A 23,365-nucleotide genomic window follows, 5' to 3' on the forward strand; every position below is an offset into this window, starting at 1 on the left:
AGGAAAGGGAGATCAACTGATGGCTGCATCGCAGCGAAGCAGGAACGGTCAGGAAGGCGCCGAGCGCTCAGGCGACGGCGAACGCCGTGACCGTCGCTCCGGTCGCGAGAACCGCGACGCTCGTCGGGGCGAAAACAAAGATCAGTACATCGAGCGTGTTGTCACCATCAACCGCGTGTCCAAGGTTGTGAAGGGTGGACGTCGTTTCTCCTTCACCGCTCTGGTTGTCGTCGGTGACGGTGAAGGCACCGTCGGTATCGGCTACGGAAAGGCCAAGGAAGTTCCCCAGGCTATTTCCAAGGGTGTTGAGGAAGCGAAGAAGAACTTCTTCCGCGTCCCCATGATCCGCCGTACCATCACTCACGTTGTTCAGGGCCGCGACGCGGCCGGCGAGGTTCTGCTTCGTCCGGCAGCCCCCGGTACCGGCGTTATCGCCGGCGGCCCCGTCCGTGCAGTCCTCGAGGCTGCAGGCGTCCACGACGTGTTGACGAAGTCGCTCGGTTCTGACAACGCAATCAACATTGTTCATGCAACTGTTGCCGCACTGAAGCTTCTGGAACAGCCCGAAGCAGTCGCAGCTCGCCGCGGTCTTCCGCTCGAGCGCGTTGCTCCGGCCTCGATGCTCCGTGCACGCGCAGAAGGCGAAGCTGAGAAGCGCGCTGCCGCAGAGGCAAGCGAAGCTGACAAGGCTGCAGCGGGGGTGACTGAGTGATGGCAAATCTGAAGATCACACAGGTCAAGTCCTCCATCGGCGCCAAGCAGAACATGAAGGACACACTGCGCACCCTCGGGCTGCGCAAGATCGGCCAGAGCGTCGTTCGTGAGGATTCGGAAACCGTTCGCGGTGCGATCCACACGGTGCGTCACCTGGTTACTGTTGAGGAGGTCGACTGACCATGGCGGACTCCACGAAGAACACCGGTGAAGAGCAGGTGCGCGTCGTTCGACTGCACCACCTGCGTCCCGCCGCTGGTGCAAAGACCGCGAAGACCCGCGTTGGCCGCGGTGAAGGTTCAAAGGGTAAGACCGCTGGACGTGGTACCAAGGGCACCAAGGCCCGTTACCAGGTTCCCGCAGGCTTCGAGGGTGGACAGATGCCCATCCACATGCGCCTTCCCAAGCTGCGTGGTTTCAAGAACCCCTTCCGCGTTGAGTACCAGGTCGTCAACGTTGGTCGTCTGCAGGAGCTTTTCCCCGAAGGTGGAAAGGTGACTGTCGAGGATCTCGTTGCACGCAATGCGGTGCGCGACGGTTGGGCAGTTAAGGTGCTGGGCACCGGCGAGCTCACTGTTAAGCTCGAGGTTGAGGTCGACTCTTGGTCGGCTTCTGCAGAAGCAAAGATTACTGCTGCTGGCGGATCCATCAAGACCCGCTGACCAGTGATTGCCACGGGGTGGCTCGGTTTCCGGGCCACCCCGTTCCGCTTTCTCATCAACAGGGCCTAATCCCCGCAAGCAGCATTGTGTGCATAGGGGAGAGGGCCTTTACCCATCTCACAGTTTCCCAAGTTTGCTACTTTTAATTCACAGAATCAGTGTTATTTCAGGTAGGCTTTTGGGAGTCCTGCGATCTGTGGATCGCATTTATTCCATTTACTAGGAGGAAGCCTTGCTCAGTGCGTTCGCGCAGGCATTCCGTACCCCAGATCTTCGACGGAAGCTTCTTTTCTCGCTGTTCATTATGGCGATGTTCCGTCTTGGATCTTTTATCCCAACTCCGGGCGTTGACTCGCAGGCAGTTGCGAAGTGTCTAGCTCAGCAAAATGACGCCTCGCTTCTGGACCTCGTCAACCTATTCTCCGGTGGGGCGCTCCTCCAGTTGTCTGTCTTCGCGTTGGGCATCATGCCCTACATCACCGCGTCGATTATTATCCAGCTTCTTCGCGTCGTGATTCCGCGCTTCGATGACCTCCACAAGGAAGGTCAGACAGGCCAGGCAAAGCTCACGCAGTACACGCGTTACCTGACAATCTTCCTGGGTATTCTCCAGTCGACGACGATGATCTCGCTGGCCCGCTCCGGCAACCTTTTCGCCGGATGCTCTGAGAAGGTCATCCCCTCGAACTCCGTGTGGACTTTCCTCCTCATGATGATCGTGATGACGGCCGGTACCGGCGTCATCATGTGGCTGGGTGAATTGATCACCGAGCGCGGCATCGGTAACGGTATGTCCCTCTTGATCTTCACCTCAATCACCGCGCGTATGCCCGCGCAGCTTCTGACCATCGGCCAGGGCGGTAAGTGGGGAGCGGTCTTCGCGATCCTCGGCCTCATGCTTGTCGTCTCAATTGTGGTCGTCTATCTCGAGCAGGCTCAGCGCCGAATTCCGGTTCAGTACGCAAAGCGCATGATCGGCCGGCGCCAGTACGGTGGAACCACCACCTATATCCCGCTCAAGATCAACATGTCCGGCGTTATCCCGGTCATCTTCGCGTCATCTCTTCTTGCATTCCCCCCGATGCTTGCTCAGTTTGGCCGCCAGGACTCCAAGTGGGTCCAATGGATCAGTGCCAACTTCCATCAGGACGCGTGGCCCTACTTGACCACCTACGCCCTGCTCACGCTCTTCTTCACCTTCTTCTACACCGCGATCACTTTCGATCCCGATGAAGTAGCGGACAACATGAAGCGCTACGGCGGCTTTATTCCCGGCTATCGTGCCGGCCGTCCGACGGCTGAATATCTGCGCTACGTGATCAACCGAATCACCACCGCCGGTGCTCTCTACTTGGTCACTGTCGCATTGATCCCGTCGTTGGCGATCATCCCGCTGCATATTTCTCAAGGACAAATGCCCTTCGGTGGCACGACCCTTCTGATTATCATCGGTGTCGGCCTGCAGACGGTGAAGGAAATTAATACACAGCTTCAACAGCACCACTACGAAGGATTCTTGCGATGACCGCTATCGTTCTCCTCGGCCCTCCCGGAGCGGGCAAGGGCACACAGGCAGCACGTATCGCCGAGCGTTTGGGTATTCCCGCGATCTCGACCGGAGAGATTTTCCGCGCCAATATGTCCGAGGGCACCGAGCTGGGCAAGCGTGCCAAGGAGTACATGGAACGCGGAGAGTTCGTTCCCGACTCTGTCACGAACCCCATGGTGAAGGTTCGCCTCGCGGCACCCGACACCGCAAATGGTTTCCTTCTTGACGGCTACCCGCGCACGCTCGAGCAAGCGCATGTCCTACGCGATATGCTCGCTGAGCTCGGAGTCAGCCTCGACGTCGTCCTCGAAATTCAGGTCGACGAAGACGAGGTTGTTGCTCGCATGCTCAAGCGCGCGACCGAGCAGAACCGCGCGGATGACACCGAACCCGTGATCCGCCACCGCCTCGAGATCTACCATGAACTGACCGAGCCCATGGCCACCTACTACGCAGACCAGGATCTGCTTCAGGCAATCGATGGTCGCGGAACGATTGACGAAGTCAGCGAACGCATCTTCGCAGTCTTGGACGGTCTCAATAACTAAAGCATTGCGTACATGGCGCTCGATGTGGCGTTGACGCAAAACTGGGGCGCGGTGGCAAACGACCATCGCGCCCCATAATTTTTATCTGAAGGAAACAGCATGTCTCGCATTGAATACAAAACTCGCGACCAGATGAAGTGGATGCGTGAGTCTGGACTTGTCGTCGCAGAAATTCACCGCAGCCTGCGTGAAGCAGCACGCCCTGGTATCACGACTGCTGAACTTGATGAAGTGAGTGCCGACGCGATCCGCCGCTGTGGTGCTCGTTCGAATTTCCTCAACTACTACGGTTATCCCGCCACCGTATGTATTTCCCCCAATGACGTTATCGTCCATGGCATCCCAGGAAAGTACAAGCTTGCCGCCGGTGACATCGTGAGCTTTGACTGTGGCGCATGGCTCGAGCGCTCTGGCCAGCAGTGGCACGGTGACGCTGCCTTCACCTTGGTCATTGGCGACGAATTCACGAGCGACGAGGACTTTGCCGCCACTTGGGTGCGCCGCCACCAAGGCCCCGGAGCAGGCAAGCGCTGGGGTAGCGCACTTCCTGCAGCAGGTGCGTCCTCGCCGGCCGAGGCCTCGGCAGTGGTATCGAAGCAGGGGAGCGTCGCGCGCAGGCGTGAGCTGGACCTGGTGACGCGCGAGGCTTTGTGGGCCGCGCTTGCTTCCGTCGCGCACGGTAGGCGTGTAAGCGCGATCGGCGAGGCCGTGGAGCGCGTCGTTGCTGAACGCGCGGAAGACTTGGGCTGGGAAGCGGGAATCATTGAGGACTTCACGGGGCACGGCATCGGAACAAAGATGCATCAGGACCCGGAGGTCCTGAACTATCGCGTGCGCGGGCTCATGCCGAAATTGCGTCCGGGAATGGTGCTTGCTGTGGAACCGATGCTGACGACCGGTGATATTGAGACGCTGACAGAAAACGATGACTGGACCGTGCGTTCGGTTGACGGTTCGGATGCCGCTCAGTGGGAGCATACCGTGGCGATCCTCGACGATGGCATCAGTATTCTCAGTGCGATCGATGGGGGAGTGGCTGGCTTAGCGCCCTTCGGCGTGACCCCGGTCAGCCTCGACTGACATTAAGCGTGAGGCGATAGACATTGTCTCCGGCTTTTCAAGAGGGCCTCAAATAGCGTAGGCTCGACCCTTGGACGTGTCTTTGGGATCAGTATGCCTGTTTTCAAAGACCATCCCGAGCGGCCTGTGGCCGCCCGATTCCGAAAAAGTAGTAGAGGATAGACGGAGGATATGGCGAAGAAGGACGGCGTCATCGAAATCGAAGGCACGGTTGTCGAAGCCTTGCCGAATGCGATGTTCCGCGTGGAATTGAGCAATGGACACATCGTGCTTGGCCACATTGCCGGCAAGATGCGTCAGCACTACATCCGCATTCTGCCCGAGGACCGTGTGGTCGTCGAGCTGAGCCCCTACGACCTCTCCCGAGGCCGCATCGTCTACCGCTACAAGTGAACAAACCGACACAAGCTACCCGCGGGTAGCGGAGGTACACACCATGAAGGTCAAGCCGAGTGTCAAGAAGATCTGTGACAAGTGCAAGGTGATTCGTCGCCACGGCAACGTCATGGTCATCTGTGACAACCCCAGGCACAAGCAGCGTCAGGGCTGATCCCTCGCTGTGAAAACGCCGGAGCAATCCGGCAGCATCATTCCACACGCGCTTGCGCGACCCTCGGTTCGGAGGCCGGGGCCGGGTGGCTCACCCGGGAGGAGTGGTGACGACCTCCGATGAACAATTTGGAGCATAAACATGGCACGTATTGCCGGCGTCGACCTCCCTCGCGAAAAGCGTATGGAGATCGCGCTCACGTACATCTATGGAGTTGGACGCACCCGCGCCAAGGAGACCCTCGAGGCCACCGGCGTGAGCCCCGATCTTCGCGTGAAGGATGCTACCGAGGAAGACCTCGTCAAGCTGCGCGAATACATCGAGAACACCTTTAAGGTGGAAGGCGATCTGCGTCGTGAGGTTCAGGCAGATATCCGTCGCAAGATTGAGATCGGATCCTACCAGGGACTTCGTCACCGTCGTGGCCTGCCGGTCCACGGTCAGCGCACCAAGACCAATGCGCGTACCCGCAAGGGCCCCAAGCGCACCGTTGCAGGTAAGAAGAAGGCTAAGTAAAGCCACTCAGTCCTGTGTGGACTGATACAACACGACTTCGAAGGAACTGAAAGTAATGGCTGCAAAGACCACTCGTTCCGGCGCTGGACGCAAGCCGCGCCGCCGGATTTCAAAGAACGTTACTCACGGACACGCGTACATCAAGTCGACGTTCAACAACACTATCGTTTCTATCACTGACCCCACCGGTGCAGTGATCTCCTGGGCCTCTTCCGGTCAGGTGGGCTTCAAGGGTTCGCGTAAGTCGACCCCCTTCGCTGCTCAGCTTGCCGCCGAGGCTGCCGCGCGTCGCGCTCAGGAGCACGGCATGAAGAAGGTCGACGTCTTCGTGAAGGGTCCCGGCTCCGGCCGTGAGACCGCGATCCGCTCGCTGCAGGCTGCTGGCCTGGAAGTTGGCTCGATCCAGGACGTGACGCCCCAGGCATTCAACGGCGCTCGTCCCCCGAAGCGTCGTCGCGTCTGAGCCCCGGAGGGTGGAAATCCGACGGAAATCCACCCCCCACGTCTGGGCGGGATCACAAAAGAATCCGTGGCCTCGTCCTTACCTTTTTCCCCGCAATGCGGGACCCCTATCCGGCGTCATATGGCGGGCGCCGGGAAGAAAGGACTAAGACGTGCTCATTGCAGAGCGACCCATCCTGACCGAAGAGAAGGTCAGCGAACTGCGCTCCCGTTTCATCCTGGAGCCCCTTGAGCCCGGTTTCGGCTACACGCTGGGTAACTCCCTGCGCCGAACCCTGCTCTCGTCGATCCCCGGCGCTGCTGTGACCTCCATCCGCATTGATGGAGTGCCTCACGAGTTCCGCACGATCGAGGGCGTGAAGGAAGACGTCGCCGAGATCATCCTGAACATCAAGCAGATCGTTCTCTCCTCCGAGAATGACGAGCCTGTTGTCATGTACCTGCGCAAGGCAGGCCCGGGAGAGGTCGTCGCAGGGGATATCACCCCTCCGGCCGGCGTTGAGATTCACAACCCCGATCTGCACCTGGCAACCCTGAATGAGAAGGGCAAGCTGGAGATCGAGCTGACTGTTGAGCGTGGCCGCGGCTACGTTTCGGCAGCTCAGAACAAGGATCCTCAGGCTGAGATTTCCCGCATCCCGATCGATTCGATCTACTCGCCCGTTGTCAAGGTGACCTACAAGGTCGAGGCAACGCGTGTTGAGCAGCGCACCGACTTCGATCGCCTGATCATCGATGTCGAAACCAAGCCGGCAATCACCCCGCGTGACGCCGTTGCCTCCGCTGGCAAGACCTTGGTTGAGCTCTTTGGTCTGATGCGCGAACTGAACGAGGAAGCCGAAGGCATTGAAGTTGGTCCCTCGACCACCGATGCCACTCTCGCTGCCGACCTCGCGCTGCCCATTGAGAACCTCGGCCTGCAGTCGCGTTCCTACAACGCCCTGCGTCGCCGCGGAATCCTCACTGTTGGCGAGCTCGTGGCTCACTCCGAGGCGGATCTGCTTGACATTCGCAACTTCGGAACGAAGTCGATTGAAGAAATCAAGGAAGCTCTTGCAACCCTTGGTATGACCCTGAAGGATTCCGTCCTGCCCTCCGGTGAGGTCAGCGAATCCGGGTCTATCCACTTCAGCGACGACCAGTCCATCTGACATGCTGCGTCCGGTGGACGCATAAATTCCTAGGAGACAAAATGCCCACCCCCAAGAAGGGTGCTCGTCTGGGCGGAAGCCCGGCACACCAGAAGCTGATCCTCAAGAACCTCGCGACTCAGCTCATTGAACACCGCTCTCTGACCACGACCGAGGCCAAGGCTAAGGCCCTGCGCCCCTTCGTTGAGAAGCTCGTGACCAAGGCAAAGCGTGGCGACATCCACGCTCGCCGTACCGTTGCACGCGTCATCACCGACCGCGATGCGCTCTACACCCTGTTCGACGTCATTGCTCCTGCTCTTGACCCCGAGCGTAAGGGCGGCTACACCCGTCTGACCCGCCTGGGCAACCGCAAGGGCGACAATGCCCCCATGATGCAGATTGAGTTCTGCATGGAGGCCGTCGAGAAGAAGGCAGTCGTGAAGTCTGCTGAGAAGGCTGCCGAAAAGGCCGCTGCTGCTGAAGTTGCAGCAGAAGCTGAGGAAGCCGCAGAAGCAGCAGCAGAGCGCGCCGAAGAGGCTCGTGAAGAAGGTGACCTCGCCAAGGCTAACGAGGCTGAAGAAATCGCAGCCGAGGCCGGCGAAGAAGCTGACGCCGCCGAGCAGGTCGAAGAAGAGAAGTGACCACGCTCGCGTAAGCGACTTTTCAGGGCCGGGCACCACAACTGTGGTGCCCGGCCCTTGTGCTATGCCTATTTCCCCTGTATTTCTTGCCTCTTCAGGATGAAAATCGGTGGTGGCTGTAGCCTGTACGTATGACTCGTAAGATGACCTTGGCTGTCGACTGTGGCGGCGGCGGAATCAAAGCATCCGTATTGGATTCCCTTGGAACAATGGTCGCTCCGCCCAAACGCACTCCGACTCCCTATCCTCTTCCTCCGCAGCTCTTGGTCGACACTGTCGTCGAATTGGCCTCGCAGCTTCCGGCTGCCGATCGAGTCACCCTTGGAATGCCGGGAATGATTCGCCACGGCATTGTCATCGCCACTCCGCACTACATCACCAAAGATGGTCCCCGTTCTCGCGTTGTCCCTGAACTTGTCACCTTGTGGGATCACTTTGATATGGCAGGTGCGTTGGAGAAGGCGTTGAGTCTGCCCACGAAAGTCCTCAATGATGCAGAAGTCGCGGGTGCGGGTGTTGTGACCGGCCGAGGCCTCGAAATGATTATCACTTTGGGCACGGGTCTTGGAAACGCTGTTTTTGACGGCGGACGCCTTGCCCCACACGTTGAAGTCTCCCAGGGGCCGATTCGCTGGGGACTCACCTATGACGACTACATCGGCGAGCACGAACGCTTGCGATTGGGCGATATGCATTGGTCACGTCGCGTCCGCCGCGTCGTTGAGGGCCTGCGCCCCATGTACATGTGGGATCGCCTGTATTTGGGTGGGGGAAACTCTAAGCGCATTGTTCCTTCGCAACGTGAAAAGCTTGGGGATGATGTCATCATCGTTCCCAACGACGCGGGAATTATTGGGGGAGTGCGCTCATGGGAACTCTAGAATCTGCCCCGCTGAGGATCCGTCTCGACCTCGCTTACGATGGGACTTTCTTTCACGGCTGGGCTGCCCAAGATGGTTTGCGCACTGTTCAAGGAGTTCTCACCCACGCACTCGAGACGATTCTTCGCCACAGCATGACGCTCACCGTCGCGGGGCGGACCGATGCGGGAGTGCACGCACGTCACCAGGTTGCTCACTTCGACTGCTCCCCGGAGGCTTTCCGAGGCCTCGTGAGGGAGAAGAATCGACCCAGCGATGAAGGGGAATTGCACGCAGCGTGTGCGGATGCTCTCCAGCGGCGAGTGAACTCCCTTCTCGGGCGTGCGTATGTTGATTTCATTATTGGCAGTGGGCTCAAGGCTCCTCGAGGAACCAGTGATGTGCGCGTTGATCGCGTGAGCGTCGTGAGCACTGACTTCGATGCGCGCTTCGCCGCCCTTGAGCGCTCCTACACCTACCGCCTCGCCCCCGAAGGGAAGCTTCCTTTAGCCAGGCGCTGGGATGTGTGCGAGGTCCCCCACGCCCTTGACGTCGAGGCAATGAACCGTGCGGCGCAACCGTTGCTGGGTGAGCATGACTTCCTTGCGTATTGCCGCCCGCGCGAGGGTGCGACGACGATTCGTGAACTGCGTGAGTTACGCATTGCTCCCGAGGCCCAGGAAAACGGCGTACTTGAGTGTCACGTGCGCGCTGACGCCTTCTGTCACTCCATGGTTCGCTCTCTTGTCGGTGCCCTTATTGAAGTCGGTAGGGGAGCGCGCGAGGAGACATGGCCCGCGCAACTGCTCGAGAATGCCTCGCGCCAGGACGCGGCCCCCATTGCCCCCGCGCACGGGCTGACTTTGGAATCCGTTAGCTATCCCGACGAGGCCGAGTGGAGTGCGCAGGTACACCGCACTCGCCGGATTCGTGGCTTCGCCTTCGATGGAAGCGTTGAAGAGTGGGCCATGGGTGGCAATTGCTGCGCTGGTTGAGCAAGAAACGATTTGAGGAATTAGCCACACTCTGGCCTGCGCTTTGACCCGGAGCGCAGCAGACGCATAAACTAACAGGTGCTGTGTGTCAGCTGGACCTCTGGTGCCTTCCCACTCGCCGGAGAAGAAATTCGGCTGATGCCTCGCGGAACCGTTTCATAGCGGGCCGGTGCGTCGAGCACTCGATGCTAGGCCCCATGACAGAAAGAATTGAAGGTTACGCCCGTGCGCACCTATTCACCTAAGCCGGCGGATGCCGACAAGCAGTGGTACGTCATCGACGCCACTGACGTCGTCCTCGGCCGCCTGGCGGCTCAAGTTGCCGCTATCCTTCGTGGGAAGCACAAGCCGACGTTTGCCCCTCACCTTGATATGGGCGATTACGTCATCATCATCAATGCGGACAAGGTTGCCCTCACCGGTAAGAAGCTCGACCAGAAGATGGCCTACCGCCACTCCGGTCGCCCCGGTGGTTTGAGTGCAACACGTTATCGCGATCTCATGGCTGAGCGTCCTGAACGCGCAGTTGAGAAGGCAGTCCGTGGCATGCTTCCTCACACCAGCCTCGGCCGCGCGCAGTTCAAGAAGCTGCACGTCTACGCCGGAGCTGAGCACCCGCACATCGGCCAGCAGCCGATTCCCTACGAAATCACCCAGGTCGCCCAGTGAGCGCGTCGCGCTTCTGAGCCCAACGAACTGCACTGAGGAGAACTGTGGCTGAGACCACCGAGATTCTTGAGCTGGATGAGGAAGTTGTCCCCAGCTCCTACACCACAGAGACTGAGTCAGCGCCTGCTGGTGCTGGTCAGTCCATCACCGCGCCCGGCGCGGGCCTTGGCCGCCGTAAGGAAGCCGTTGCCCGTGTTCGCCTGGTTCCCGGCAACGGCCAGTGGACCATTAACGGACGCACTCTTGAAGATTACTTCCCGAACAAGCTGCACCAGCAGCTCGTGAAGTCCCCCTTCACCCTGCTTGATATCGACGGTCGCTTCGATGTGATCGCTCGTATCAATGGTGGCGGCATCTCCGGCCAGGCCGGCGCGCTGCGCCTGGGCATCTCTCGCGCACTGAACGAGATCGATCGTGACGCGAACCGCCCCGCACTGAAGAAGGCTGGCTTCCTGACCCGCGACGCCCGCGCTGTTGAGCGTAAGAAGGCAGGCCTCAAGAAGGCACGCAAGGCTTCGCAGTTCTCGAAGCGCTGATCTTCGCCTTTACTTCAAGGTGTGGCCCCAATCGGAAGATTGGGGCCACACTTTTTGTATTCGGAATGCCTTGTTCTCTGCTTGCTTTCCTGCAATGTTGCTTGCTGGTCAATCGATTGAGTGAACAGTGAGCAGCTAGAATAGCGGTGGATTAATTTTCGAGCGGGAGGAACCCCGATGACCAGGTTGTTCGGAACTGACGGCGTACGCGGACTGGCAAATGTTGATTTGACCGCGCCCCTCGCACTGGAACTGGGTGAAGCGGCAGCTCGCCTGGCGATTTCGGGACGCCCGGCCTCGGGACACAAACTAAAAGCCATCATCGGTCGCGATACACGAATCTCCGGCGAATTCCTCGACCACGCGCTGGCGGCGGGCTTGGCAAGTGCCGGAATGGACGTTGTCCGCGTTGGTGTCGTCACCACTCCGACCGTTGCTCACCTGACGGCCTCGTCCCCAGTCGATCTGGGCGTCATGATCTCCGCTTCGCACAACCCTATGCCCGACAACGGCATCAAGTTCTTCGCGCACGGCGGCTACAAGCTCCCTGACCAAGTCGAGGACCAAATCCAAGAGCTCCTCAATACTCCTTGGGATCGTCCCACTGGCGCCGCCGTTGGTGAGGTCGAATATGACGATGACTGGGCGGAAAAGTCCTACATTGAGCACTTGATGACCTCCTTGGGTACAGACCTTCATGGTCTACGCATCGCGGTTGACTGCGCCAATGGTGGTGCGTCTTTCCTCGCTCCCGAAGCCTTCCGTCAGGCGGGTGCCGATGCCGTTGTCATTAATGCTGCCCCCGATGGCCGGAATATCAATGACAAGGCCGGCTCGACCCATCCCGAGCAGCTTCAGGCGCTGACCGTTGCCTCCGAGGCCGATTTCGGCGTTGCTTACGATGGCGACGCCGACCGCTGCTTGGCTGTGGACCGCGATGGCAACATTGTTGACGGCGACAAGATCATGGGTGCACTGGCTGTCCACATGCGCGATGAAGGCCAGCTTGCCAAGGACACTCTGGTTGTTACGGTGATGTCGAATCTCGGCTTGATTCTTGCCATGCAGGAGGCTGGTATTCAGACGGTTCAGACCGGAGTTGGTGACCGCTACGTGCTCGAAGCGATGCTCGAGGGCGGCTACTCCTTGGGCGGCGAGCAGTCCGGGCACATCATTGCGAAGAAGTACGCGACGACCGGTGACGGTATCCTCTCCTCGCTCCTGCTCGCGCGCATGGTGAAGGAATCTGGTCGAGACCTGGCTGACCTCACCAGCTTCATCAAGCGCCTCCCGCAGACCCTGATCAACGTTGGGGGAGTGGATCGTTCTCGCGCGAATACAGACCCGGTCGTGGCCGAGGCCGTCGCCGCTGCCGAGGCCGTGCTGGGTAATACCGGACGCGTGCTGCTGCGCCCCTCCGGTACCGAGCCTTTGGTTCGCGTCATGGTCGAGGCAGCGACGCAGGCGCAAGCTGATGGCGTGGCTTCGCGTTTGGCTGATGTTGTGAAGGAAAACCTTTCGCTCTAAGGACGGGCGACTGAGGAACGCCAAACCGCGCGAGTGGGGACGGTGAGTCGCTGGGCTTTTTTCGCTTTGCGAGGCTTTTCGATCGCCGAAATCATCGCCTCAACGGCGCCCTGCGTCATTTCGCGCAGCGGCCACTCGACGGTTGTGAGGCCGAGGGCTTGGCTACTCGCGGGTTCTTGATTACCAAATCCCAGGATGGAAAGGTCTTGTGGAACGCGGCGATCAAGATCGGTGGCGGCTTGGAACACGCCCGGTGCCTGCGAGTCATCGGCGACGGCGATCAAGGTGATATCTGGGTTGTCTGAGAGAAGGCGCAGGGCTGCCTGGTATGCGCTCGAGGCATCCCAATCGGGAAGTGAAAGCAAAGTGAAACCCGTGCCGAAGGCGGCTTCAAGGGGGAGCTGGCGTGAGTGATTGGTATTCGGTCCCGCAAGAAAAACTGCGTGTCCGCGCTTGCCCACGTTCAGGTGCTCACTGAGGATTTCTTTCACCCCTGCGCATTCATCAATGCTCACGAGGGCACTGGCCCCTTGAGTGTCTTCCGTATTAATCATCGACATTGCAACGATCGGGATGCCAAGGTTTGCCAGAAGCGTCGATGTGAAGCTTTCTGCGGAGGTCGTTTCCCGGATGACCCCTGCTAATTGTGTGTCCCCTAAGACGGAGCGAATTGTCTGCGCATCTGAGGGGTCGTTGCTTGACTGGAAGAGTGGAAGAAGTAAGTATCCGCGCTTTTGGATTTCGATCATGGCGGTTGTGAGAACCGTGTGAACGACGGGAACGAAAGGATTATCTGGGAGTTCTGCCATGAGTAGGGCGATCAGGCGAGAACTGCCGCGCCGAAGTGAACGTGCAGCAGCGTTAGGAATATAGTTCAGGTCTCGCGCGGCATCTTGGACCCTTTGAATTGTTGCCGGCGCGATCTTCACTTCTGGTCCGCGGCCGTTCAGTACCAAAGAAACCGTCGAAGGAGCAACTCCTGCTGCTCGGGCCACATCGGCCCGCGTTGCTCGTTCCATTCTTCCTGCTCCTGATTTGCGGTGGAATAAAAGCGTGTTAACACAACAACTATAACGTGTTAGTCTTTGTGTACTGCTAGGAGTTTCAATGTTGACTCACCTGAAAGGCTCATCATGAAAATTATGCCCTCATACGCACCTTGTGTGGGAGCACTTTCTCCTGCTCGCGCGTATCTCACTGATGATCCAGGGCAGATGAGCCTCGACGGCCGCTGGGCATTCATCTATCACCGTGTTGATCCCAATCCCAGCGCGAATCCCGAAGAAGCATTTCCCCTTCCTCTCGTATCAGGTGAAGAGACGATCGATGTCCCAAGCCACTGGGTTCTTCGAGGAGATGGACGCTGGGGTGCTCCCGCCTATACCAACGTTGATTTCCCCTTCCCTGTGGATCCGCCTTTCCCCCCGGAAGATAATCCTGTCGGTGACTATTCGCGACATTTCGTGTGTCCAGAGTCGTGGCTTTCCTCGGGAGGCCAGATCCGCCTGCGCTTCGAGGGCGTTGAATCCCAGATCATTGTCTGGGTCAACGGGCAATGGATCGGAATGGCTCGCGGTTCACGCCTCGCCCATGAATTCGACATCACCCAGGCGCTTGTCCCCGGTGAAAATACGGTGACTCTTCGCGTCCATCAGTTCAGCGCGGGATCCTATCTTGAGGACCAGGATCAGTGGTGGCTTCCCGGAGTTTTCCGCTCAGTTTCGCTGCGCTATCTCCCCGCTTTTTCAATCGAGGATCTGTGGATTAGCACTGATTATGAGGCCGGGCAAGGATTTGCGGCCCTCGAGCTGAGAGTGCGCGGAGCGCAAAGCGAAACGCTTGAAGCGAATCTGGACATCGAGGGCCTCGGTACCTCAGTGCTGACGCTCGCGCGAGGGGAGGATGGTCGCTACCGGAGCGAAAACATCGGCCTCGGAACTGTCCAGGCGTGGAGCCCGCAATCCCCGAAACTTTACGCCGCGCGCGTGCAAGCGGTGGGGGAGGGAGGCTGCCTGACGGAAGAGCGCCATCTACGCCTCGGTTTCCGAAGGGTCGAAATCGTTGATGGCGTGCTGCGTGCCAATGGGCAGCCCCTGACGCTGAATGGTGTCAATCGCCATGAAATTCGCGCCGACGAGGGAAGGGTATTCAGCGAAGAATTTGCGCGCATCGATCTTGAACTCATGAAGTCGATGGGAATCAATGCGATCCGAACCTCTCATTACCCGCCTCACCCACACCTGCTTGATCTGGCCGATGAAATTGGACTGTGGGTCATGCTCGAGGGGGATATTGAAACTCACGGTTTTGAGGGTAATCGCACGTGGATTGATAACCCCTCCGATGATCCGCGCTGGGAAGCCTCCTACCTTGACCGCACCGAACGCGCCTTTGAGCGCGACAAGAATCATGCCAGCATTTTCTGCTGGAGCCTGGGGAACGAATCTGGAACGGGACGTAACTTGGCAGCGTCCGCACGTTGGCTCCACGAACGCACCTGCGGGCGCGGGATCGTCCACTACGAGGGCGACCACGCAATGGAGTACGTCGATATCTACTCGCGGATGTATCCGACGCTTGAAGAAGTCGCTGCGGTGCTCGACGATACGGACAAGCATGCGCCCGTTGCTGTCCCAAGCCATGCAAGTGCGACTGTGGATGACGCCGCGAAAGAACGTATTCGCAGTGCTCCCTACATCATGTGCGAGTATCTCCACGCGATGGGAACTGGCCCCGGTGGAGCCGCCGCTTATGCCCAGCAAATGAGTCATCCTCGCCACGCTGGAGGCTTCGTGTGGGAGTGGCGTGACCATGCGCTGTGGCGCACTCTTCCTGACGGGCGTCGTTCTCTTGCCTATGGCGGCGATTTTGGCGAGGACGTCCATGATGGGAATTTCGTCTGCGATGGCTTAGTCGATGCGCTGTCGCGTCCCTATGCGGGGACCTGGGCATGGATTCGTGCGCTTGCTCCCGATGCGCCAATTCTTCGTGAGCGTGCGCAGAAATCGGGGGGCGAGGCTGAGGAGCGCTTGCGTGGTCTGGCCCTCGCAGCTTCTTCCCTCCTTCCCACTGGCGAGGCCGAGTGTGGCGCCGTGTTTGATGATCGTGGGCGCGTGGAGAGTTTGGGCGGGCTTCCGATCTCGATGGAGATTAGTGTCTATCGAGCACCGACGGACAACGATCGCGGTCGCGGTCCCGTCGATTACTGGGGGATTTCTTCTGATGATCTAGGGCCGCTGGGAACAGGGACCGGGCAATGGGGAGTCTCTCATGCCCAGCGATGGGAAATGGCGCGTTTGCACCTTCTGTGCAGGACCTGGCACGGAAGCTCGTGTGAGCATGGAGCGCGAGTGCTGATTGAACGCTGGGCGCCACCTGCTGCACAGTTTGGGCTTGAGGCTCGCTGGAGTTTTACTCCCGTAGACGGAAAAACCGGAGGCGCATCTGCGGGTGCTGCACTGCCGGGAAGTTGCCTCGCCGTCAAGGTTGAAATGACCCCCTACGGGCACTGGCCCGAGCGCATCCCTCGCGCAGGGGTTCGTCTGCGCATCCCCGAAACGGGGTGGACGGCCTCGTGGGTAGGGGAGACGGATATCGCTTATGCGGATATGCCTGGCGTCAATCCAGATGGTTTTGGGTGCGCGAAGCTCGAGGAGCTATGGGATGTGGGCGTCAAGCCTCAAGAAGGCGGGCATCGACCGGGACTGAAGGTCCTCGAGCTGCGTGGGGAAGGCCGTGCGCTCACGATCGTTCCTCGAAGCGAGGTGGGGTGGAGCGCCTCGCCGTGGAGTGAACAAGAACTTGCACAGGCCGGGCACTGGGAAGATTTGCCGGATTCGAATCGGACTTTTGTTTGGCTTGATGCCATTCAAGATGGCATCGGGACTCGCTCGTGTGGCCCTGATGCGCGCCCCGAATTCGGTGCTCGGATGAATCCGTTTGTCATCGAATTCATTGTTTGTGTAACGGATCTATAACAATTATCCGCTACGCAACGTAAAGCTAGGTTCTCAACGGTAGCCTAGGCTTATCAACTAACACGAGATAGTTAGTGATTCGGTATTCATATCGATCTACGACACGAACCAATGGAGGTTTCGCATGTTGAAGAAAAAGATGGCCGCTGGCGTCGTCGCCCTGGCCATGGTGAGCACTCTAGGATTGAGCGCCTGCTCGAACGGCAGCAGCGACTCTTCCTCAAGTTCTGCAAGCGGCGGAGCCGCATCGGGTTCTATCCCCAAGCCCGATGTTTCCTGTGATATCCCCGCAACGAATCTCGATGATTCGAAGATCGACACCTCGAAGGTCGAAGGCGAAATCACCTTCCAGACCCAGGGCCTCAAGACCGACTTCGGCGACTTCTTCACCAAGAAGATCAAGGAATTTGAGGACGCTAACCCCGGTGTCAAGATCAAGTGGACTGATCAGGCAGGTGGCGCCGAATTCGACCAGACCATCACTGCTCAGGCAACCAATTGCCAGATGGCAGACGTTGTGAACGTTCCTTCCTCCACCATCCTGGCCCTGTCCAAGTCCAACCTCCTCATGGACTTCGATGTGAAGGCTCCCGGTATTGGTGACAAGTTCGTCAAGACCATTTGGGACTCGACCGAGCTGGGCGCAAACAAGCACCACACCGCACTTCCGTGGTACTTCGGCCCCTACATCACCACCTACAACAAGGAAGTTTTCAAGCGCGCAGGCTTGGATGAAAACACTTCTCCCAAGACCATGGAAGAGATGTTTGACTACGCCGCTAAGGTCGGAGCGGACGGCAAGGGCGATTACGGTATCTACGGCTCCCCGCAGTGGTACATGACCGCCCAGCTGCACGGAATGGGTGTCAGCCTGATGAATGCTGACAAGACCGAGTTCAACTTTGCTGACAATGAGCAGGCCATCAAGTATGTGACCCGCCTCTCCGAGCTCTACAAGAGCGGTGCAATCCCGAAGGACTCACTGACCGGCGAACCCGATCCGGGCAAGGCATACGCCGATGGAAACCTCGCATTCGGTACCCCGAACGCTTCCTTCCTCAAGTCCGTCAAGGCAAACAACGCGACCGTCTACAACAACACCGGTGTCGGCCCCTTCCCGACCAACCCCGGAATCAAGCCGGTCTTCGAAGGCCAGTACATCGGCGTATCCGTCTCGACCAAGAACGCTCCTTTGGCAATGAAGTTCGCCGAGTGGATCACCAACGCTGAGAACGAATACGCATGGACCCACGACGGTGGTGCGATCATCTTCCCGGCAGCAACAAGCGCTCTTGACAAGCTCGTTGCCAACCCGCCGGAGATCGCTAACGACCCGGTCTTCAAGGCCGCTTACGAAGAAGCCGCAAAGGCTGCAAAGGACGCCGAGGCCTACACCGACGTCTTCTACACCACCGGTGCTGTTCAGGACAGTCTGGTTGAGAATGTGAACAAGGCAATCCGCGGAGAGGTCGACCCGAAGACCGCTCTGAAGACTGCACAAGATCAGATGAACAAGAAGCTCAAGGCTCTGGGCGAATGATCTACCCCTTGCCGGGGCGAAACATGACGGTTTCGCCCCGGCAAAACCCTTGAACAGCACCGAAGGACCTGACAATGTCGTCGCGTACAGGACGTGCCCCAAGTCGATCTCTTAATGGGGCCGCGCGTTTCCGCCCGGGATGGATGCCGTGGATCTGGATTACACTCCCGGTCTTGGCCATTATTACTTTCTACATTTATCCCTTCATTACAACGGTTTTCGTCTCTTTCACAAAAACAAAACCGCTGCGAAAAATTGGTCCCTTCATCGGGATCGAGAACTACACCTACGTTCTGAACGACGCGGAATTTTGGGCTTCTCTTCGCAACTCGCTGATCTACGCGGTCTGCGTTGTCCCTTTGATGGTGCTTCTCCCTCTTCTCCTTGCGCTACTAGTCAAGTCCTATGTTCCGGGCATCGGATTCTTCCGCGCGCTCTACTACCTGCCTGCGGTTTCCTCGCTCGTTGTCATTTCCTTGGCTTGGCGCTACCTGCTCAATGAAAGAGGACCGGTAAATAACCTCTTGACCTCGTGGGGAATGGATACGGTCCCATTCCTCTCAAACCAATGGCTCATCCTCTTTTGCGCGATGCTCATTACCCTGTGGCAGGGCTTGCCCTACTACATGATTCTCTACTTGTCCGCTCTTGCGAACGTCGATAAATCCCTCTACGAGGCCGCCGAGCTTGACGGGGCAGGAAGCGTCCGTCGTTTCTTCACCGTCACTGTTCCGGGCGTCAAAGTCATGATGTTCTTGGTCGCGACACTCACAACCATTGGCTGCCTCAAGATCTTCACCGAGGTCTACCTCCTTGGTGGAAGTGCCTCCCCGACAAAGACCTTGACCATGTACATCCGAGACTGGACCGATCCAACATATGGGTCTTTAGGTAAGGGCGATGCAGCCTCGGTCTGCCTCTTCCTCATCACTTTCGGATTCATCATCGCCTCCCAGAAACTCCAGAGGAAGGCTGAAGACCAATGAGCACCGCAGTTTCTTCAACCAGCCCAGCCACGGCCTCGTCAAAGTTCGCGAGTTGGCGTAAGGCTCGCAAGCTTGAGCACCAATCGCGCAACGTTGCATCGCGCCAGCTCAAAGGTTCTCGCCTTGTCCTGCGCTACATCACGCTGGTCGTCGTCGCGATTCTCATGGTGGGACCGCTTCTGCTTCCTCTCCTTGCAGCATTCAAAGCTCCGGGGGAGTCGGTGTTCGGTCAAGGTGCCACGATCTTCCCACAGACGTGGTCGCTTGCAGCTTTCAGCACATTGTTTAAGCAAACTGCGATCCTGCGCGCGATTGGGAACTCGGTGATCGTCGCAACGCTGACGGTCATCTCTAACATCATCTTGTCCTGCTTGGGTGGATACATGCTCTCGCGGCGAGGATGGACCGGCCGCAACATCATGTACTTCGTCGTCCTCTCTGCGATGATCTTCCCCTTCGAATCGATCATGCTGTCCTTGTACTCGATGATGGTGTCCATCGGCACGTACAAGACCCTGACCAGTGTGTGGATGGTCGCCATGATTGGCCCCTTCCAGATCCTTATGATGCGCGCAGCTTTCCTTGGGATCCCCGAAGAAATTGAAGATGCAGCACTGATTGACGGGGCAGGAGAGTGGGCGCGCTTCTGGAGGATCTTCCTTCCTCAAGTTCGTGGAACTCTCACGGTCGTGGGACTGACCTCCTTCATTGGCGCTTGGTCGGATTTCCTCTTCCCACTACTCATGCTGGTCGACAACGACAAGCACACTTTGATGCTGGAACTTACCGCAATCCAAAACTCTGCTCAGGGAACGACTTATCAATTGGTCCTGGCCGGCGCGGTCGTTGCATTGGTTCCTGTCGTTGTAGTCTTCGCCTTCTCGCAGAAGTACTTCTTCCGTGGAATCGAAGACGGCGGATTGAAGTTCTAGACCGATAGAGGCACACACCAATGAGTGACGAACTGAGCGAAGATTTTGCTCCCGATGCACTAGAAGCCGCGGGTGCGCTGCGTCAATACCCGGATCCCGGATACATCTGGCCAACGAACCCGCGCACCGTCGCCGCGCTTGAGCGGTGGAGGGACCACAAGGTCGGTGTCATCATCCACTGGGGGATCTTCTCTCACATCGGCCAAGATGGCTCCTGGTCCCTACATCGTCAGCATTTGGGCGGATTCACTGATCCGCCCGAGGACTGGAAGGGGAGCGACGAGGAATACCACTCGTGGTACTGCGACCAAGCTCGTTCCTTTACGGGGGATGATTTCAACGCCGAAGAATGGGCCTGTGCATGCGCCGATGCTGGAATGCGTTACGTCGTTTTTACGACAAAACATCATGACGGTTACGCCATGTACGACACGGACTTCTCGAACTTTAAGTCGACCAGCGAAGAATCCGGTCTTGGTCGCGACATCGTCCGTGAAATTTTCGATGCTTTCCGTGCTCACAACATGGAAACGGGTGTCTATTTCTCCAAGGCCGATTGGAACCACCCGGGGTACTGGGATCGCGCTCGCGCCATCACTGATCGCTACCACAACTTCGATATCGAAAAACACCGCGCAAAGTGGGATTCCTTCGTTCGCTACACCCACAATCAAATCGACGAGCTCTTGCGCAATTACGGGCGCATCAACGTGCTATGGCTCGATGCCGGCTGGGTTCGCGAACCAGATGAACCGATTGATATCGATGAGATCGCTGAGAATGCACGCCGTCTCCAGCCCGATATCTTGGTCGTTGACCGAGAAGTCCATGGGGTGAACGAAAACTACCGAACCCCCGAGCAGGAAATTCCGGACGATATTCGACGCTACCCCTGGGAATCATGCATCACCATGACTCGCGGTTGGTGCTCGATGCGTCCCGAAGAACCGATCAAGCCCATGCGTCATATCATCTCCAACCTCTTGGCGATCGTGTCGCGAGGCGGAAACTATCTCATTGGGATCGGTCCTGACGCTCGCGGAAGGATGTCCTCGTGGATTTCGAGAGGCCTCGGAGAGCTCGGCGATTTCTTACGCGTCAACGGTGAGGGGATCTACGCGACTCGTCCGTGGACGCCGATCACCTCGGTACGCGCGCAAGAGGGCTGGTCTTGGTACGCGACCCACCCAAAGGACAGCGAGGCTCGCGTCTTCCTCTTCGGAATGCCCCCGGCGCCAACGGCTGACGAGGCCGCGGACCTCTCGCTTGAGGACGCAACCTTTGCCGCTGTGGGTCTTGCGTCAACCTGGCTTGAGGTCCCCGGCAAGGTACACAGCGCACGGATCCTCGGAAGCGAGGAAGGGGTCATCGTCGAGGCGCGCGAAGGTTCATCACGCCTCGTGATTCCACAGACTGATCTGCGCTACGCGGTGGGAGTAGAACTCACCTTCTAAGGCGCAGCGACTCGACACGGTGATCCGCACCCTTGGTGAAGATCATCGTTGCGCGCTCACGGGTGGGAGCAATGTTCTCCAAAAGGTTCGGGAGGTTGATCTCCTCCCAAATCGAGCGAGCAGTCGCCTCGGCCTGAGCGTCCGTTAAGGAAGCGTAGGTGCGGAAGAAGGAATCCTCGCGAGTGAACGCGGTCTGGCGCAGGGTGAGGAAACGATCAACGTACCACTGCTGGATGTGCTCGGCGTTGGCGTCCACGTAGATGCTGAAGTCAAAAAAATCCGAGACCGCGATCGGCATGACTCCTGGTCCCCACTTGGGAGGTTGGAGGACATTGAGTCCTTCAACGATGAGAATATCCGGGCAGTCTACGACAACGCTCTCGCCTTCGACGATGTCGTAAACGACATGTGAATAGACGGGAGCCTGAACATTGCGCATCCCCGACTTCACCGCCGAGAGGAAAGAAATGAGCGCTGGGCGGTCGTAGGACTCGGGAAAACCTTTTCGCCCAAGCAAGCCTTTGGAACGGAGAACCGCGTTGGGGAAAAGGAAACCATCTGTTGTGATCAGGTCAACTCGCGGGGTCTTTTCCCATCGGGACAAGAGGAAACGTAAGAGGCGGGCGACAGTAGATTTTCCAACGGCAACTGAGCCGCCGATTCCGATGATGAAGGGGACAGGAGCTTGGTGAGAGCGCGTGAGGAAATGAGAGCGTTCGTGCTCAACGCGCCGGTGTCCTTCCACGTAGAGCTGCAACAGTGCGGTCAATGGGCGGTAGATCGCATCGACCTCGGCAATATCGATGGGGTCGCCAAGGGATGCTAAACGCGAAAGGTCAGTGTGTGTGAGTGGTAGGGGAGATCTGTCGGCGAGTCGATCCCACTGGTCGCGGGAGAAAAAGTCGAAGGGAGATTCTTCGGTGTTGTTGATTTCACTCACGGTCTTCATTGTCGCAATTTGCTGTGCGACGCACACGATTTAGGGCTAGTTGTGCGCCAAATTGTTATCTATCGCGCAGCCCAGATAGGGATCTCGCCCCTTGTGTTTACTTGATTGTCCACTAGCCTGAAAACATCATTCCTTGGTTGCACCAATTGACGCACCAGAAAGTGGGTATGTCGTGATCGACTACTTCGTCGCTTTGCTCCCGGCTCTTTTCCTTGGCTTTATGTCCATCGTCCTTGTTGCTCAAGGCGGCGATGATCGGCAAAAGACCCTGGGAACTTTGGGAGGTGCCTTCCTCTTCTCAGCGCTGGCAACCCCTTTCATTGATGTTCATTGGACAACCAAGACCCTGCTCATTTCCTTCCTTTCAGGCTTGATCCTTGGATTTGGGCAGTATCTCCAAATTCTCTGCCTGAAGGTGCTCGGTGTTTCGCGCACCATGCCGCTGACAACTGCGGGGCAGATTATCTTCATGTGCCTGGGCGGGATCATTCTCTTCGGTGAGATGAACCATGGCCTTGCACTTGTCTTTGCACTGAGCTCTATCGCGCTTCTCACCCTGGGCGTGGTCTTCATCTCCAAGACTGAAAAGACAGAGGAAGCTGCCGACGAAAACGTTGATTGGAAGCGCGGGACAATTCTTCTGGTGATCTCGACCTCCTGCCTTGTCGCCTACCTGCTGATTGTTCAAGGCTTTGGTTTGGATGGACGCTCCGTGATCCTTCCCCAATCGGTCGGTTACTTCCTTGTCGGCCTCATCGCAACGATCCCTGCGCTTTCGCCTCAACTGGGCAAGGAAGACAATCGCTGGAGCCTGCTCACTCTTCGCCAATTGATCCCCGGCATGATGTGGGGAGCCGCGATTTTGCTAACCCAGGTTTCCTCCTCACTTCTTGGTGTCGCGGTTGCTTTCCCTCTGTCGCAGATGGGCGTCATTATTCAGACTTTCGGCGGAATCTTGATCCTCCACGAGACGCGCACGCGTCGTGAGATGCGCTGGACCATCATTGGCGTTGTCATCATGGTTATCGGCGTCATCATGGTGGGTGTTGCTCGTTCCTTCAGCTGAGGTTGGCACCGGGCGTGAA

The 23,365-nt window shown here is 58.1% G+C and carries 25 protein-coding genes; 23 read left to right on the forward strand and 2 right to left on the reverse strand.

What is annotated here, in order from left to right; all coding sequences use genetic code 11:
- Positions 1-19: 19 nt before the first annotated feature.
- The 17 genes from rpsE to glmM all read left to right on the forward strand — a co-directional run bounded on the left by rpsE (position 20) and on the right by glmM (position 12,442).
- Entirely contained in the window at positions 20-712 is a 693-nt protein-coding gene (gene rpsE, locus HMPREF1627_RS04005; protein WP_034501435.1) for a 30S ribosomal protein S5, read from the forward strand.
- Entirely contained in the window at positions 712-894 is a 183-nt protein-coding gene (rpmD, locus tag HMPREF1627_RS04010) for a 50S ribosomal protein L30 (RefSeq protein ID WP_034501339.1), read from the forward strand. The genes rpsE and rpmD overlap by 1 nt, the downstream gene beginning before the upstream one ends.
- Positions 895-896: 2 nt before the next feature.
- The gene (gene rplO / locus HMPREF1627_RS04015; RefSeq protein WP_034501341.1) at positions 897-1,376 is read left to right on the forward strand and encodes a 50S ribosomal protein L15; all 480 of its coding nucleotides are present in this window, start codon (positions 897-899) and stop codon (positions 1,374-1,376) included.
- A 232-nt stretch (positions 1,377-1,608) separates the two neighbouring features.
- Positions 1,609-2,901, forward strand: coding sequence for a preprotein translocase subunit SecY (gene secY, locus HMPREF1627_RS04020; RefSeq protein ID WP_034501342.1), 1,293 nt, complete (start codon positions 1,609-1,611; stop codon positions 2,899-2,901).
- Positions 2,898-3,473, forward strand: a complete 576-nt coding sequence (locus tag HMPREF1627_RS04025; protein WP_034501343.1) for an adenylate kinase — start codon at positions 2,898-2,900, stop codon at positions 3,471-3,473. Before secY ends, HMPREF1627_RS04025 begins: the two co-directional genes overlap by 4 nt.
- Positions 3,474-3,572: 99 nt before the next feature.
- Complete coding sequence (locus HMPREF1627_RS04030; RefSeq protein ID WP_034501344.1) at positions 3,573-4,553, forward strand: type I methionyl aminopeptidase; 981 nt, start codon at positions 3,573-3,575, stop codon at positions 4,551-4,553.
- A gap of 171 nt (positions 4,554-4,724) precedes the next feature.
- Positions 4,725-4,946 carry a translation initiation factor IF-1 gene (gene infA, locus HMPREF1627_RS04035; protein ID WP_034501345.1) on the forward strand — a complete coding sequence of 74 codons (222 nt, stop codon included), beginning with the start codon at positions 4,725-4,727 and terminating at the stop codon, positions 4,944-4,946.
- Between the two features lie 43 nt (positions 4,947-4,989).
- Entirely contained in the window at positions 4,990-5,103 is a 114-nt protein-coding gene (rpmJ, locus tag HMPREF1627_RS04040; protein WP_003790577.1) for a 50S ribosomal protein L36, read from the forward strand.
- A 141-nt stretch (positions 5,104-5,244) separates the two neighbouring features.
- Entirely contained in the window at positions 5,245-5,619 is a 375-nt protein-coding gene (gene rpsM / locus HMPREF1627_RS04045) for a 30S ribosomal protein S13 (protein ID WP_009408801.1), read from the forward strand.
- A 55-nt stretch (positions 5,620-5,674) separates the two neighbouring features.
- Complete coding sequence (rpsK, locus tag HMPREF1627_RS04050) at positions 5,675-6,082, forward strand: 30S ribosomal protein S11 (RefSeq protein ID WP_009408802.1); 408 nt, start codon at positions 5,675-5,677, stop codon at positions 6,080-6,082.
- A gap of 151 nt (positions 6,083-6,233) precedes the next feature.
- A complete protein-coding gene (locus tag HMPREF1627_RS04055) occupies positions 6,234-7,232 on the forward strand; it encodes a DNA-directed RNA polymerase subunit alpha (RefSeq protein ID WP_034501346.1) in 999 nt (332 codons plus the stop codon).
- Positions 7,233-7,273: 41 nt separating this feature from the next.
- Positions 7,274-7,855 (forward strand): 50S ribosomal protein L17, encoded by a 582-nt coding sequence (gene rplQ, locus HMPREF1627_RS04060; RefSeq protein WP_034501347.1) that lies wholly within the window; start codon positions 7,274-7,276, stop codon positions 7,853-7,855.
- Positions 7,856-7,986: 131 nt separating this feature from the next.
- Positions 7,987-8,736, forward strand: a complete 750-nt coding sequence (locus HMPREF1627_RS04065; protein WP_034501348.1) for an ROK family protein — start codon at positions 7,987-7,989, stop codon at positions 8,734-8,736.
- A complete protein-coding gene (locus tag HMPREF1627_RS04070; RefSeq protein ID WP_034501350.1) occupies positions 8,724-9,710 on the forward strand; it encodes a tRNA pseudouridine synthase A in 987 nt (328 codons plus the stop codon). Before HMPREF1627_RS04065 ends, HMPREF1627_RS04070 begins: the two co-directional genes overlap by 13 nt.
- A 225-nt stretch (positions 9,711-9,935) precedes the next feature.
- A complete protein-coding gene (rplM, locus tag HMPREF1627_RS04075; protein ID WP_019126481.1) occupies positions 9,936-10,379 on the forward strand; it encodes a 50S ribosomal protein L13 in 444 nt (147 codons plus the stop codon).
- Positions 10,380-10,423: 44 nt separating this feature from the next.
- On the forward strand, positions 10,424-10,915 hold the full coding sequence (rpsI, locus tag HMPREF1627_RS04080) for a 30S ribosomal protein S9 (RefSeq protein WP_009408809.1): 492 nt from the start codon (positions 10,424-10,426) through the stop codon (positions 10,913-10,915).
- A gap of 177 nt (positions 10,916-11,092) precedes the next feature.
- Complete coding sequence (gene glmM / locus HMPREF1627_RS04085; protein ID WP_034501353.1) at positions 11,093-12,442, forward strand: phosphoglucosamine mutase; 1,350 nt, start codon at positions 11,093-11,095, stop codon at positions 12,440-12,442.
- On the opposite strand, the gene HMPREF1627_RS04090 is transcribed toward glmM, so the two are convergent.
- Entirely contained in the window at positions 12,439-13,461 is a 1,023-nt protein-coding gene (locus HMPREF1627_RS04090; RefSeq protein WP_034501355.1) for a LacI family DNA-binding transcriptional regulator, read from the reverse strand. The genes glmM and HMPREF1627_RS04090 overlap by 4 nt on opposite strands.
- A 114-nt stretch (positions 13,462-13,575) precedes the next feature.
- On the opposite strand from HMPREF1627_RS04090, the gene HMPREF1627_RS04095 reads away from it, so the two are divergent.
- The 5 genes from HMPREF1627_RS04095 to HMPREF1627_RS04115 all read left to right on the forward strand — a co-directional run bounded on the left by HMPREF1627_RS04095 (position 13,576) and on the right by HMPREF1627_RS04115 (position 21,331).
- A complete protein-coding gene (locus HMPREF1627_RS04095; protein ID WP_034501356.1) occupies positions 13,576-16,419 on the forward strand; it encodes a glycoside hydrolase family 2 TIM barrel-domain containing protein in 2,844 nt (947 codons plus the stop codon).
- A gap of 124 nt (positions 16,420-16,543) precedes the next feature.
- Positions 16,544-17,959, forward strand: coding sequence for an extracellular solute-binding protein (locus HMPREF1627_RS04100; protein ID WP_034501357.1), 1,416 nt, complete (start codon positions 16,544-16,546; stop codon positions 17,957-17,959).
- A 74-nt stretch (positions 17,960-18,033) separates the two neighbouring features.
- Positions 18,034-18,945 carry a carbohydrate ABC transporter permease gene (locus tag HMPREF1627_RS04105; RefSeq protein WP_034501358.1) on the forward strand — a complete coding sequence of 304 codons (912 nt, stop codon included), beginning with the start codon at positions 18,034-18,036 and terminating at the stop codon, positions 18,943-18,945.
- Positions 18,942-19,877: a carbohydrate ABC transporter permease gene (locus tag HMPREF1627_RS04110; protein ID WP_034501360.1), complete on the forward strand. Its 936-nt coding sequence runs from the start codon at positions 18,942-18,944 to the stop codon at positions 19,875-19,877. Before HMPREF1627_RS04105 ends, HMPREF1627_RS04110 begins: the two co-directional genes overlap by 4 nt.
- A gap of 20 nt (positions 19,878-19,897) precedes the next feature.
- Positions 19,898-21,331 (forward strand): alpha-L-fucosidase, encoded by a 1,434-nt coding sequence (locus HMPREF1627_RS04115; protein ID WP_034501362.1) that lies wholly within the window; start codon positions 19,898-19,900, stop codon positions 21,329-21,331.
- Here the strand turns inward: HMPREF1627_RS04115 and coaA are convergent.
- A complete protein-coding gene (gene coaA / locus HMPREF1627_RS04120; protein WP_034501363.1) occupies positions 21,321-22,271 on the reverse strand; it encodes a type I pantothenate kinase in 951 nt (316 codons plus the stop codon). The two genes, HMPREF1627_RS04115 and coaA, sit on opposite strands and share 11 nt — an antisense overlap.
- A 142-nt stretch (positions 22,272-22,413) precedes the next feature.
- On the opposite strand from coaA, the gene HMPREF1627_RS04125 reads away from it, so the two are divergent.
- The gene (locus tag HMPREF1627_RS04125; RefSeq protein ID WP_234305245.1) at positions 22,414-23,346 is read left to right on the forward strand and encodes a GRP family sugar transporter; all 933 of its coding nucleotides are present in this window, start codon (positions 22,414-22,416) and stop codon (positions 23,344-23,346) included.
- The last annotated feature ends 19 nt before the right edge of the window (positions 23,347-23,365 follow it).

The organism is Actinomyces sp. S6-Spd3 (assembly GCF_000758755.1).
Taxonomy (GTDB): Bacteria; Actinomycetota; Actinomycetes; order Actinomycetales; family Actinomycetaceae; genus Pauljensenia.

Excerpts from the sequence above, each read along its gene's own strand:
- HMPREF1627_RS04025 (WP_034501343.1), top strand. The coding sequence starts at position 2,898 with ATGACCGCTATCGTTCTCCTCGGCCCTCCCGGAGCGGGCAAGGGCACA.
- HMPREF1627_RS04065 (WP_034501348.1), top strand. The coding sequence starts at position 7,987 with ATGACTCGTAAGATGACCTTGGCTGTCGACTGTGGCGGCGGCGGAATC.
- rplO (WP_034501341.1), top strand. The coding sequence starts at position 897 with ATGGCGGACTCCACGAAGAACACCGGTGAAGAGCAGGTGCGCGTCGTT.
- HMPREF1627_RS04070 (WP_034501350.1), top strand. The coding sequence starts at position 8,724 with ATGGGAACTCTAGAATCTGCCCCGCTGAGGATCCGTCTCGACCTCGCT.
- HMPREF1627_RS04095 (WP_034501356.1), top strand. The coding sequence starts at position 13,576 with ATGAAAATTATGCCCTCATACGCACCTTGTGTGGGAGCACTTTCTCCT.
- infA (WP_034501345.1), top strand. The coding sequence starts at position 4,725 with ATGGCGAAGAAGGACGGCGTCATCGAAATCGAAGGCACGGTTGTCGAA.
- rpmD (WP_034501339.1), top strand. The coding sequence starts at position 712 with ATGGCAAATCTGAAGATCACACAGGTCAAGTCCTCCATCGGCGCCAAG.
- HMPREF1627_RS04115 (WP_034501362.1), top strand. The coding sequence starts at position 19,898 with ATGAGTGACGAACTGAGCGAAGATTTTGCTCCCGATGCACTAGAAGCC.
- HMPREF1627_RS04030 (WP_034501344.1), top strand. The coding sequence starts at position 3,573 with ATGTCTCGCATTGAATACAAAACTCGCGACCAGATGAAGTGGATGCGT.
- glmM (WP_034501353.1), top strand. The coding sequence starts at position 11,093 with ATGACCAGGTTGTTCGGAACTGACGGCGTACGCGGACTGGCAAATGTT.
- rpsM (WP_009408801.1), top strand. The coding sequence starts at position 5,245 with ATGGCACGTATTGCCGGCGTCGACCTCCCTCGCGAAAAGCGTATGGAG.
- HMPREF1627_RS04110 (WP_034501360.1), top strand. The coding sequence starts at position 18,942 with ATGAGCACCGCAGTTTCTTCAACCAGCCCAGCCACGGCCTCGTCAAAG.
- HMPREF1627_RS04100 (WP_034501357.1), top strand. The coding sequence starts at position 16,544 with ATGTTGAAGAAAAAGATGGCCGCTGGCGTCGTCGCCCTGGCCATGGTG.
- HMPREF1627_RS04105 (WP_034501358.1), top strand. The coding sequence starts at position 18,034 with ATGTCGTCGCGTACAGGACGTGCCCCAAGTCGATCTCTTAATGGGGCC.
- rpsK (WP_009408802.1), top strand. The coding sequence starts at position 5,675 with ATGGCTGCAAAGACCACTCGTTCCGGCGCTGGACGCAAGCCGCGCCGC.
- rpmJ (WP_003790577.1), top strand. The coding sequence starts at position 4,990 with ATGAAGGTCAAGCCGAGTGTCAAGAAGATCTGTGACAAGTGCAAGGTG.
- rplQ (WP_034501347.1), top strand. The coding sequence starts at position 7,274 with ATGCCCACCCCCAAGAAGGGTGCTCGTCTGGGCGGAAGCCCGGCACAC.
- rpsE (WP_034501435.1), top strand. The coding sequence starts at position 20 with ATGGCTGCATCGCAGCGAAGCAGGAACGGTCAGGAAGGCGCCGAGCGC.
- HMPREF1627_RS04090 (WP_034501355.1), bottom strand. The coding sequence starts at position 13,461 with ATGGAACGAGCAACGCGGGCCGATGTGGCCCGAGCAGCAGGAGTTGCT.